Source organism: Desulforhopalus sp. IMCC35007 (assembly GCF_005116575.1).
In the GTDB taxonomy this organism is placed as follows: Bacteria; Desulfobacterota; Desulfobulbia; order Desulfobulbales; family Desulfocapsaceae; genus Desulforhopalus_A.
Window position 1 is genome coordinate 32930 of the sequence record NZ_SWCN01000032.1, and the last position, 11308, is coordinate 44237.

11 protein-coding genes are annotated in these 11308 nt (G+C 49.9%); 10 read left to right on the forward strand and 1 reads right to left on the reverse strand.

What is annotated here, in order from left to right; genetic code table 11:
• The first annotated feature begins 143 nt into the window (after positions 1 to 143).
• The 10 genes from FCL48_RS22315 (at position 144) to FCL48_RS22360 (ending at position 9787) form a co-directional block, all read left to right on the forward strand.
• Positions 144 to 929, forward strand: a complete 786-nt coding sequence (locus FCL48_RS22315; protein ID WP_136875856.1) for a tyrosine-protein phosphatase — start codon at positions 144 to 146, stop codon at positions 927 to 929.
• Positions 926 to 2167: a CDP-alcohol phosphatidyltransferase family protein gene (locus FCL48_RS22320; RefSeq protein WP_136875858.1), complete on the forward strand. Its 1242-nt coding sequence runs from the start codon at positions 926 to 928 to the stop codon at positions 2165 to 2167. Before FCL48_RS22315 ends, FCL48_RS22320 begins: the two co-directional genes overlap by 4 nt.
• A complete protein-coding gene (locus tag FCL48_RS22325; RefSeq protein ID WP_136875860.1) occupies positions 2164 to 3249 on the forward strand; it encodes a lysylphosphatidylglycerol synthase transmembrane domain-containing protein in 1086 nt (361 codons plus the stop codon). The genes FCL48_RS22320 and FCL48_RS22325 overlap by 4 nt, the downstream gene beginning before the upstream one ends.
• 164 nt (positions 3250 to 3413) lie before the next feature.
• Entirely contained in the window at positions 3414 to 4148 is a 735-nt protein-coding gene (locus FCL48_RS22330) for a dihydrofolate reductase family protein (RefSeq protein ID WP_136875862.1), read from the forward strand.
• Positions 4145 to 5182 carry a zinc-binding alcohol dehydrogenase gene (locus FCL48_RS22335; protein WP_205747798.1) on the forward strand — a complete coding sequence of 346 codons (1038 nt, stop codon included), beginning with the start codon at positions 4145 to 4147 and terminating at the stop codon, positions 5180 to 5182. Before FCL48_RS22330 ends, FCL48_RS22335 begins: the two co-directional genes overlap by 4 nt.
• A gap of 21 nt (positions 5183 to 5203) precedes the next feature.
• The gene (locus FCL48_RS22340; RefSeq protein ID WP_136875864.1) at positions 5204 to 5581 is read left to right on the forward strand and encodes a 6-carboxytetrahydropterin synthase; all 378 of its coding nucleotides are present in this window, start codon (positions 5204 to 5206) and stop codon (positions 5579 to 5581) included.
• Positions 5581 to 6678 carry a glycosyltransferase family 4 protein gene (locus tag FCL48_RS22345; protein WP_136875866.1) on the forward strand — a complete coding sequence of 366 codons (1098 nt, stop codon included), beginning with the start codon at positions 5581 to 5583 and terminating at the stop codon, positions 6676 to 6678. Before FCL48_RS22340 ends, FCL48_RS22345 begins: the two co-directional genes overlap by 1 nt.
• A 30-nt stretch (positions 6679 to 6708) precedes the next feature.
• Entirely contained in the window at positions 6709 to 7680 is a 972-nt protein-coding gene (locus FCL48_RS22350; protein WP_169309334.1) for a bifunctional 2-polyprenyl-6-hydroxyphenol methylase/3-demethylubiquinol 3-O-methyltransferase UbiG, read from the forward strand.
• Entirely contained in the window at positions 7677 to 9275 is a 1599-nt protein-coding gene (locus tag FCL48_RS22355) for a sulfatase-like hydrolase/transferase (RefSeq protein WP_136875870.1), read from the forward strand. The genes FCL48_RS22350 and FCL48_RS22355 overlap by 4 nt, the downstream gene beginning before the upstream one ends.
• Positions 9276 to 9340: 65 nt before the next feature.
• Positions 9341 to 9787, forward strand: coding sequence for a nucleoside 2-deoxyribosyltransferase (locus FCL48_RS22360; RefSeq protein WP_136875871.1), 447 nt, complete (start codon positions 9341 to 9343; stop codon positions 9785 to 9787).
• A gap of 302 nt (positions 9788 to 10089) precedes the next feature.
• On the opposite strand, the gene FCL48_RS22365 is transcribed toward FCL48_RS22360, so the two are convergent.
• Positions 10090 to 11163 carry a phosphatidylserine/phosphatidylglycerophosphate/cardiolipin synthase family protein gene (locus FCL48_RS22365; protein ID WP_256374309.1) on the reverse strand — a complete coding sequence of 358 codons (1074 nt, stop codon included), beginning with the start codon at positions 11161 to 11163 and terminating at the stop codon, positions 10090 to 10092.
• Between the last annotated feature and the right edge of the window lie 145 nt (positions 11164 to 11308).

Genomic DNA, 11308 nt, shown 5'->3' on the forward strand with positions numbered 1-11308 from the left:
AAGACGCTATGTCTATCCTTAATTCAGGCTGACCTGACGACTGGAAGCACTAAACCTAATCTGCTGAACAGTTGAACCCGATTTGTCTATGTGGTTGAAATCAATAGACGACTAAGAACCGTATCCAAATTTACTATAACATTATGACAGAGCCTCTTCCTTTGATTGTTGGACGACGATTACCACTCTCTGGAGCTGTCAATTTTCGTGATATTGGTGGACAGGTAACTTCCGACAACCGGACTGTAAAGAGAGGACTTGTCTACCGCTCCGATCACCTCTCCCGCCTGTCAGATAAAGACCAGCAGCTTCTGCAGCGCCTGCGATTTAAAATGGTTGTTGATTTCAGAACAGTCCGCGAGCAGCAACAATCTCCCGATCTTCTGCCGGCTGATGGCTCTATTGGCCTGCTGTCACTGCCCGTCCAGGTAAATGACTTTGATCCGGCCATAGTTATGGAGCGTCTGAAGGCAGGCGATGACGTCTGGCTGTCCATGGATTTTTTTATCGAACTCTATCTAAAATACTTAGACGATTTTGGACCGATATGGGGCAAAGTACTCAATCTTGCAGCTTCTCATCATAACCTGCCCCTGGTCTTCCATTGCACCGGAGGCAAGGACCGTACCGGAATCTGTGCAGCACTGCTGCTTATGGCCCTTGGCGTACCAGAGGCAAGTATTATAGAGGAACACGATCTCTCAAACGTCTACAATGAAGAAAGGCTGCAACCTATCTATGCCCAATTCGCAGCTCTAGGTGTAGGACGCACAAAGGCTGCGCCCTATCTACAGGCACCCATTGAACCCCTTATTGCCATGTTTGATCATCTAAAGAAAAACTATGGCACCATTGAAGACTACCTGCTGGCAACAGCAGGGCTTAACCGGACAACGCTCACGGCTTTGCAGGCGGGTCTTCTGCAATGAAAAAGTTGCCGGATGCAAGCAGCGATAATGGAAGAAATTACTTTGCTGGCAACAGAGACCAAGGGGAGGTGCTCAGAGGGTTGCGTCGTCAATCGAGGTGGGCTGCTTTTCTTCTCATCTTCCCATGGTTGTTTACTTTATTCTATTGCCAGACCATCTTTTACAAAGAGCCGTTTGCCCTCTTGGCTCTTCTGCCAGGGCTTGCGACACTGGTCCATATTCATTGGCATCTTGTTCATCATTTAAAATCCAACCATCGTCAACTTGAAGAAAACAACCTTTTTGCAACTCTAGGAGCAGCCAACTGGATCACCCTGGTGCGCGCATCTTTCGTCGTTGCCCTGGCAGGCTTTCTGCCATTATCCTTAATGCCGCATGGTCTAGTCAGCCAGAATACGCTCGCCTGGGGTGGAGGGACTATCTATCTCGTGGTTTCCATACTTGATCTGTTTGACGGGTATGTCGCCAGGAGGCAGAGACGTGAGACCGAACTGGGAAAACAGCTCGATATCGTAACCGATGCCGCAGGCCTGCTGGTGGCCTCGCTGTTGGCTGTAGCTCTCGGTCGATTACCAGGTATCTATCTCCTTGTTGGTCTGGCCTACTATCCTTTTATTTTTGGCATCTGGCTGCGGCGGAGGCAGGCACTTCCTCTTGTTGATCTGCAACCACGTCCCTATTCGCGGATCATAGCCGGTTGCCAGATGGGTCTGGTGGCGATGGCGCTCCTGCCCATCTTTAAACCTGTGTTCACCTTTCTTGCCGCATATCTATTTATGATTCCGCTGCTGATCGGTTTTTTGCGAGATTGGCTGGTGGTGTCCTGCCGAATACAAACAAATGCTGATCAGCAGTCAGGTCTGGACCTTTGGATGCGATCCCTGGCAGGAAAACCCCTGCCTCTGGTAATTCGTCTGGTTGTCTTTACAGGCGGGATCGCAACACTTGCCGCTCATGGTGGTTTTCAGACACATCTGTTCTGGCAACTGGCTCATAGCTTAAGTTGCCTGCTGATAGTTCTTGGTTTCATGGGGCGCAGTGCAGGTCTTTTTCTTGTTTTGCTCCTTGGCAGCAACCTGTCGCCATTCGGGGTAAATGTTCTTTCAATGACTCTCTTTGCCGCTGCTGCTTCCCTTATATTAACTGGTACCGGCACCATGTCTCTCTGGGGGCCGGAAGAGGCGATTCTCTATCGTCGCAGTAAAAAGAATGCAAACACAGCCTGTGAGGGACAATGACGACGCCTATTTCTCACAAATCATCTTCGGAGGCTACCGCATCTTCTGCTGTTCAACGGGCTATAAAAAAGAGTTGGCGCTGGCTCCTTGGCTTATCTGGATTAGTGCTGGCCTGGTATGCCTTAAAGGGCGTTGCCTGGACCACGGTATGGGAGCTTCTGAACCGGCTCAGCCCTTTTGCCATCCTGGTCCTAGTTGTCATTAACCTCCTCATAGTGCCCGTAATGACTGCTCGGTGGTGGCTCCTTTTAAGGGCTCTGGGAGAGCCCGTCGGCCTGTTGCCCACCTGCGCTTACCGGATCGCTGCAAACGCCGTCAATTACCTTACCCCCGGACCGCATTTCGGAGGAGAACCTCTCTCCGTTTATCTCCTGCACCACAGGCAAAAAACATCATTATCAACGGCTGCGACATCGGTGGCTGTTGACCGGTTACTGGAGCTTCTGGCAAGCTTTCTTGTGCTGGGCCTCTGCCTGATTGCACTGACTTTTGTCGATAGCGGCCCCATAAAAGGGGGCAGGGGACTGTTCTTTGTCATTGCCGTACTGGTAGTCCTTACCTGGACATTGTCCGCGCTCTTTACTGGCAGAAGACCTCTCTCTGGAGCCCTGCTCCTGCTCATTCGGCTTTACAGGAGTACTTTTCCTCCAATATTCAGCACAAACGGGTCATTGATGGACATCATTATCCGGGGAGAGACTATGGCAGAAACCCTCTTCCGAGAGCATCGCTGCTATTTGCTCCTGGCCAACTTTTTATCCCTTGGCCATTGGTTTGCGATCTTTGCCGAATTCTGGTTGATGGCTTATTTTCTTGGCTTCCCTCTGTCATTCTCGCAATTGACTGCAGTCGTTGTGGTCGCACGCCTGGCCTTTTTTACGCCCCTGCCTGCAGGTATTGGCGTTCTCGAGACAGCCTTGCCATGGATGACTGCCACTCTAGGGCTGGGGAGTGGTCTTGGTCTGAGTCTCTGTCTGATTATTCGCTTTCGTGATATTCTCTTTAGTCTCGTTGGCTTGGGGCTTACGATGAAGTATTTGACTTGTCAGGGGAAGGTCGGTATCATCAACGTTAAATCATGAGGATGAGATAAAAATATTCCTTTAATAACAAGATAATGGAAAAATGCCTGTTCTGTGGATAACATAAACCTCTATTAAACAAGACATACTTGGAGTATGTTAAACACCCATGAGTTCTCGGCACCGCGAAAGGTTTGTCGTGGTGCCGCTGACAAAGGATCCCTATGGATGATAACCCTCAAGAAGAGTGGTTTGACCGCTTACCACTTCTGTCCAGGGAATGCCTGGACCGTCATCACCGTCCGCTGGTCACAGTCTCCTACGCCCAGAGTGTGGATGGCAGCATTGCCACCCGCAATCGAAAACAGCTGCAATTGAGTGGCCATCAATCGATGGTTTTAACACACCGTATTCGCGCCGCCTGCGATGCCATTGTCGTCGGTATCAACACAGTATTGGTCGATGACCCCCAACTGACTGTAAGACTTACCCCGGGAAAAAGTCCCCAACCCATTGTTCTTGACAGCAAACTGCGTATACCCTTGCAGGCCAGGCTCCTTGACCACGCCGACCACCGCTGCTGGCTGGCCTGTACCGATAAGAGTGACAAAAAGAGAATTGATACCATGGAAAAGCGGGGTGCAGAGCTGCTCCTTTGCCGCCATGACCGGCTTGGCAGAGTGGATCTGCACGACCTGTTACAAAAGCTCGGCGACAGAGGCATCAAAAGTATCATGGTGGAAGGAGGCAGCCAGGTGATAACCAGTTTCATTGAGGCACGGCTGGTTGATCAAATGATCATTACCATCGCTCCCCGTCTGGTGGGAGGTCTGCCGATCTTGAACGGGTCTTTGTTGGGCAATGGTTCCCTTTTGAATTTTGACCCGGTATCGTATCAACCCTGCGGTCAGGACGTCATCCTCTGGGGTCAGCCACAATGGCATGAATTGGAACTATGATGAAGCGGCAGTGGTTGGAATTTTCCGAGCCCGGCGAGGTAGCCATGAAAGTTGGACCGGTGCCACAGCCCGCGGCTGATGAGGTACTGGTGCAAACGCATTATTCTGCCATCAGTCCAGGGACGGAGATGCTGGTTTATCGGGGCCAATGGCCACAGGGAGTTCCGGTGGATGCAACTATTGATTCCCTGCCAGGAACCTTTAACTATCCTCTTTCTTACGGCTACTGTGCCGTCGGCCGTGTGATCGCAACGGGGTCGGATGTATCAGTCGATTGGCAGGGGCGCCGGGTGTTCGCTTTTCAACCCCATCAGAATCTTTTCTGCTGCGGAGTTGAGACTCTCCAGCCTGTTCCTGACGATCTCGATGATGAAACGGCCTTGTTCTTGCCCAGTATGGAAACCGCTGTCAATCTTCTGCTGGATGGCAGTCCGCTCATCGGAGAAAAGGTTGTTGTCGTTGGCCAGGGTGTCATCGGTTTGCTCACCACAGCTCTACTCTCGCGCTTTCCGCTTGCCTCTCTTACAACGGTTGAATCCCACCCGCTACGGCGCGAGGCATCCATACGTCTTGGTGCAGATGAATGCGTTGATCCGCAGGAAGCAGAATTCATCAAAGGTTTGGGGGGAGTAGCTGGCCAGGGTGGCAAGGCGGATCTAGTGTACGAACTGTCGGGTAACCCGGCCGCGTTAAATACAGCTCTTGCCCTTACCCGTTTTAGTGGACGGGTGGTGATCGGCTCATGGTATGGCGCTAAAAAAAATGAATTGGACCTGGGCTCTTTTTTCCATCGTGGCCGCGTTTCACTTATAAGCTCCCAGGTGAGCAGCCTCGCACCTCATCTCACCGGCAGGTGGAATAACAAGCGGCGACTGGATCTGGCCTGGAAGATGCTGGGCCTGGTTCGCCCGTCCGACTACATAACCCATCGTTTCGCCCTGGCCGATGCCTCTTCGGCCTATAGTCTCATTGACCACAGCCCGGAAGAGACGATCCAGGTCGTCTTTGACCATAAACTTGCAGAAAAAAAATGAGCACAAGCAAGGAGAGAAATCATGTACAGGCTCGGAATGCGACGTAAATTCAGCGCCCGCCATCACCTTATTGGCGGCGACTGGGGGGATGAAAATGTCGAGCACAGCCACAACTACCAGCTCGAATTGATCCTAGAAAAAAAAGAGTTGGATCAACACGGTTTTCTGGTAGATATTGTCGAGGTGGAGCACCATTTGGACGAGGTTACAGCTGTTTTCCAGGGCCAGTACCTCAATACACTTGCCGCCTTCGAAGGGATCAACCCCAGTATCGAAAGACTTGCCAATGTCATCCATGACATTTTTACAAAGCGGCTTGAGTCTTTTCAGCTGGAAGCTCTAACTGTTACCATCTGGGAGGATGACATCGCCTGGACATCTTACCGGGCGACTCTCTGATGCGGATCGGCTTCATCATCTACGGCAGCCTGGATACTCTCACCGGCGGCTACCTCTATGACCGTTTTGTGGTCGAGGGTTTGACCGGACTCGGACATGAGGTGGAAGTTATCAGTTTACCCCCAGGTTCCTATCTGAGGCGACTTTGCAGTGTTTTTTCCCAGGGGCTCTGGCGCCGCCTGCTGGCAGGAGGCTTCGATATTCTCATACAGGACGAACTCTGCCATCCTTCTCTTTTCCTTATAAACAAAAGGCTTCGCAGACAAGCAGACCGCCCGCTTTTGGTGGCCCTCGTCCATCACGTCCTCTGTGACGAACCACGTCCTCGCTGGCGGAACATGATTCTGGGTCTGGTGGAACGGAGTTTCCTTGCAACTGTCGACGGTTTCATCTACAACTCTGAAACCACAAGACGGACGGTGGCATCGCTATTTGAACACAACCGGCCCCTGGTTATTGCCTATCCAGCCGGAGACCGTTTCGGAAGCCCTCTTTCTGCTGAAGTCATTGCCAAACGAACCCATCGACCAGGCCCCCTGGAATTGCTTTTTCTGGGCATTGTCATTCCCAGAAAAGGCCTGCTGCCACTGCTTTCCGCCTTGGCCCATCTCGACCGGGAGGTCTGGCGCCTGTCGATTGCCGGCGGGCTCGACTTCGATCCTGCCTATACGGCGAGGGCGGAAAAACTCATCCGCGAACTCGACCTTGCGGATTCGGTTCGTTTTCTGGGTCCTCTCCAGGATGGCGACCTTGTTTCAATCCTCAGCACCAGCCATCTTTTCTGCATGCCCTACGCCTACGAGGGCTTCGGCATTGCCATTCTCGAGGCAATGGCCTTTGGCTTGCCGGCAATAGGTTGCAGTAATGGAGCCGCGCATGAGACCATCAGCCATGGAACAAACGGCTTTCTGCTTGACCCAGACGACCTGGCAGGACTGGCGCCGCTGCTTCTGCAACTGCATCAGGATCGAGAGCAACTGCAGCAAATGGCCCAGGCCGCCTGTTCGACCTATTGCAGCCGGCCGAAGTGGCAGGATAGCATAGAGGCTATCGACACATTTCTCCGAAAGCTCAGAGAGCTTCCGGACACTATTTAATCCAGAAAAGCTCAGGACCAAGGGATGCCGATGCAGCCGGATAATTACCTGAATTGCAGAAAACAACAGCGAGCAGGGGATGAAACAGCGAAGAGTTTTGATCCCAGCTACCTTGCCGCCAAGAAAAGCATTGATGACCGGGCTCTTAATCATCACGTCCTGGAGACGTTGCACCAGGCCATGCAACAATTAGCAGACGGTGCTCCATTGAAGATTCTCGAGCTCGGTACAGGCATTGGTACGATGCTCGAACGACTGGTTGATTGGGGAATATTGACAGGGCCTTCATCCTATCTGGCAACAGACATGGACCCGCGCCAACTCGGGGCGGCACGAAAACGCCTGTCGCAATGGGCGGGAAAGCATGGACACAGCTGGTCGTGGGCCAGTGATGGTGGTCAGCTGAGTACTGCAAACGCTGATGTTTCGCTGAGGCTTGAGGTCGCTCGAGCAGAAGAGCTGGCGGACAATTCCGCTTCACTGGGCCCGTTTCATCTCATCATCGCCCATGCAGTGCTTGACCTTGTAGATTTTCCCGTCGTGCTGCCGCGACTCCTGTCACGGCTCACCGATGGCGGCCTGGCCTATTTCACCTGCAACTTCGATGGTGAAACCGTCTTTTTGCCCCATTATGAAGGTGAAGAAGAAATTATGAAACGTTATCATGGCTCCATGGAGGTCCGTCTGACCGGGGCAAGCCACACAGGTCGGAGACTGCTTACTTTTGCACAAAGTGCAGGTTTAGAAATCCTGGCTGCCGGCAGCTCGGACTGGGTCATCCACCCTAGAACAGGCGGATACTCTCTTGATGAGACGTTTTTTCTGCATGCTATTATTGAAACAATAGAAAGGGAGCTTGCAAAAGATAAAAATCCACCGTCTGAGGTTGCCAACCTCACTCATTGGGCCCGCCTGCGGCATCAGCAAATTGAGGCCGGGGAATTGTCTTTTCTGGCCCGTCACCTTGACCTTCTGGTACAATACACCTCAGCTCTGCCATGAACTCTGGAAAAAACTTTTATATCTCGCTGGTTCAGCTCCTTGGTGCTTTTTTCTTCCTCAGTGTAGTGCTCAATTTTGACTATCCCGCAGACCACTGGTTGTCCTGGAAGCTTGTGCGGCCGTCGATTGATTGCTGGATGTTGTTCATTGTCTTAGCCATCGCCGCCTGCCGTTCGAAGCGTTTTTTATTCTGGACGACTCTCTCGATATACGCTCTGTTCCTAGTTCTTCGAATGATTCGTATCGGTGATACAGTTGTACCCATGTATCTCAACCGACCTCTGAACCTCTATATCGATTCCGGTTACATCTTCTCGCTCTACGACCTCCTTAAAACATCTACCCATCAAGATGATGTATTTCTGATATCGGCAAGCGCCCTGGTGATTGTGCTGGTTTACCTTGCTTTAAACTGGTATGCCTGGCGTTTAGCAGCCGGAAGTCTTTCAGCCAGGCCGGTCCGGATTACTGTACTGACCCTCTCGGGTCTGGTTTTTAGCGCAGCGATTATCGGCGGATGGCGCCCTGCCGAAACACCCGCCATCGTCCGTCTTTACGAGGAAGCCCTCTCCGCCCGGCACCAGCTCAATAAACAGCAAGCCGTTGTCGCCCGCATGGAGGAAACCGCTCAGGAGAGGGGAGTGGGACCCGCCTCCCTCGACGGTCTGAAAGGCGTAAATGTTCTTTTAATTATGGTCGAGTCGTATGGTCATATCGTCTACAGCAGGCCTCAATATAGAGAGGCAATGACAACCACCATGGCAGGCTTTGCAAAGGTTCTTGATCAGCAGGGATTCAAGGCGGTTTCTTCTTATTTGACGTCGCCCACCTACGGCGGTATATCGAGGCTTGCACACGGTACACTGGAATTCGGGTTTCGGGTAAAAAACAATCTCGATTATACAGCCTTACTGCGTTCCTCCCTGCAGCCCATGGCCTCCTATTTTCGCAAGAGCGGCTATCGTACCGTTTCAGTGATGCCCGGTACACGTTTTGTCTATCCGGAAGGGACTTATTATGGTTATGAACAGGCGTATTACGCAAACCATTTCAACTATAAGGGGCCGACTTTTGGCTGGGCTCCAATGCCGGATCAATTTGTCCTTGACTATGTTCATCGTCACGAATTCAATTCTCACGAGCAACCGCATTTTATTCGCTATGTATTGATCAGCACCCATGCGGCTTATAATATTCAACCGTCATTCATAGATAAATGGGATACCATCGGTGATGGTGGTATTTATAATGACCAGCCGCTTGTCCGCTACCCTATCCAATGGCCTAATCTTCAAAACGCGGGGAGTGCTTACCTCCGCTCTCTGGACTACGAATTTGTGACCCTGGGCGACTACTTTGCAAAGTATGTGAAAGACGACACCCTTATCATCATCATGGGTGATCACCAACCTAATTTACATCTTACAGGCGATGGTCAACCCTGGTCTGTGCCGGTGCACATCATCAGTCGAAACCCGCAGTTGCTCTCCCCATTTCAAAAACGTGGTTACACGCCAGGCCTTATCCCAGCCCAACCACTGCCTCATGATGGGATGGAGACCTTTCTCCAGGACTTTCTACAAGACTTCAGATAGCGTATTTACTTATTGATAATTCCAGAGTCTATGTATCTATAACCAATTTCAACTGTGGTGAAAAAATGAAATCTATATACTTTGCCGGACCATTGTTTACGATGGCTGAGAAGCAATTCAACCTTGATTTTTCCAGCCATCTTAAAGCTAGAGTACCAAAAATAGAAATAGTATTGCCTCAAGAGCGAGCGCCATCTTATCTCTTGCAGGATAATGGACAATATCTAGTTTTTAGGGATTGTCTAGAAATGATAGAAAATTGCGACCTTGTGGTTGCAATTTTGGATGGGGCAGATGCAGATTCCGGAACAAGTGTTGAAATTGGATATGCCTATGCAACTAAAAAACCGGTTGTAGGTGTACGAACTGACTTCAGGATTTCAGAGGAAAGAGGTTTGAACTTAATGCTGTCCAACATCTGCACAGAGCTTGTACTGGACATTAATTCAGATATGGATTCTCTTGCCGACAAGGTATCGGAATCGATCAAAATAATTCTGCAGTCCTCATAAAAAGTTACACGCGTACAGAAATCTTTGTCTAGATCTGCTTAGACAGACTCCAGGATGAGGTGGCAGGTTTGAATCTATAGGAGATATTTTGACTATTGGAAGTCAGAGATTCAACAGGCGTGTCTGCCATCACCTCACTTCAAAATGGAGTGATTATCTCAATACACCGAGGTGAACTGGGACCCCCTATAGATCACGCACGTCCTGGTGGTGCTCTTAGGTGGTACCTCGGCATGGGTGGTAACCCTTTTGTTTAACTTCAAAAGAAAACCCCATGCCCATGATCAGTAGAAAGGAAACTTTTACAAAAGAAAACCGAACCATCTGGCAAAGGGCATTATCCCATAAGTCTTCCATATTTTTTCCTTTTCTGCACCTGCCAGTAGCCCTTGCTTGCCTGTTGGGTTTGGGGTGCCGGTAATCAGTTGGGCCCCGTTTTTTCTTAGTTCAAAGCTTGAAATAGCCTCGCCAACAAGATCAGTATTGCCCCTGCAAACCAGAATGAGTTCGGAATTTAGGTTTGCTGATCTTGGGTCAATATTGTAGGTGCCAACAACCAGTATCTGATCGTCGATGATTGCTCTTTTGGCGTGTACACCCCAGTGGGTTGAGCTGATTGCTTTATCCTGATAATTTCCATTCTGCTGTTTCAACTCCATTCCTTTGTAGGCATAAAGGTTCAAGGCTGGTAGCTTTTGAAAATCATCCAACATTGGGAGTAAGGCCGCAACCGTATAGTAGGCATCTGTCGAATAGAGGCTGTTAGTCAGAACATTGATTGAAACGCCCCTGTTACTGAGATTACGAAAGTCTTCGAGTCCATCTTGTCTTAAAACAAGATAAGGTGACTCTATGCGTATTCTTTGTTTTGCTTCCTTTGCAAGTTCAACTATGGCTTTGTAAACGACTCTTTTTTCAACCCCTGATCCTGGGTGGTCTGTAATGAACTGGATATCTGAGCACGTGTGAATGCTCGTCAATGTTGGACGCTTGCGCAGGAGCTTTTTTAATGATTCATCCACACCTTTTTCTTTGAGCCAGTCGACTGCATCCTTGCTTTCTTCTGTTTGGCTAAGTACCTCCTCATTGCCGGGTTCATCTTCATATTCGGGTGTCTCTGTCCATTCTGAATTCCAGTAGAGATCGAAACTTTTAGATATTGAATGTACAATTTCACCTTTTACCCAGATATCACTGTCTATAAAATTGTAATGATGGGATAGGTCAAAATAGTCATCGCCAATATTACGCCCGCCAATAATCGCCGTTATATTATCCACGATCAACATTTTTCTATGGGTCCTGTGTTGTATTGCGAAAAAACGTTGAATCCCGGCTGTATTATAGTAGCGGATTTCTACACCAGCATCTTGCAGCTTTCGGGCAAAGGCTGGTTAGTTGTGCTAACCTAAAATTGATCAGTAAATGGGTGTTGTGCTAACCGAAAATTGACCACCTTAAGCAAGGCCTCTGCTATGATGATTTGCAAAAATCATTAAAGGGGGCAAGGAGTTGCTAAAC

Coding starts and splice junctions, on each gene's coding strand:
- FCL48_RS22335 (WP_205747798.1), top strand. CDS start 4,145: ATGATGAAGCGGCAGTGGTTGGAATTTTCCGAGCCCGGCGAGGTAGCC.
- FCL48_RS22320 (WP_136875858.1), top strand. CDS start 926: ATGAAAAAGTTGCCGGATGCAAGCAGCGATAATGGAAGAAATTACTTT.
- FCL48_RS22325 (WP_136875860.1), top strand. CDS start 2,164: ATGACGACGCCTATTTCTCACAAATCATCTTCGGAGGCTACCGCATCT.
- FCL48_RS22355 (WP_136875870.1), top strand. CDS start 7,677: ATGAACTCTGGAAAAAACTTTTATATCTCGCTGGTTCAGCTCCTTGGT.
- FCL48_RS22330 (WP_136875862.1), top strand. CDS start 3,414: ATGGATGATAACCCTCAAGAAGAGTGGTTTGACCGCTTACCACTTCTG.
- FCL48_RS22350 (WP_169309334.1), top strand. CDS start 6,709: ATGCAGCCGGATAATTACCTGAATTGCAGAAAACAACAGCGAGCAGGG.
- FCL48_RS22360 (WP_136875871.1), top strand. CDS start 9,341: ATGAAATCTATATACTTTGCCGGACCATTGTTTACGATGGCTGAGAAG.
- FCL48_RS22345 (WP_136875866.1), top strand. CDS start 5,581: ATGCGGATCGGCTTCATCATCTACGGCAGCCTGGATACTCTCACCGGC.
- FCL48_RS22315 (WP_136875856.1), top strand. CDS start 144: ATGACAGAGCCTCTTCCTTTGATTGTTGGACGACGATTACCACTCTCT.
- FCL48_RS22340 (WP_136875864.1), top strand. CDS start 5,204: ATGTACAGGCTCGGAATGCGACGTAAATTCAGCGCCCGCCATCACCTT.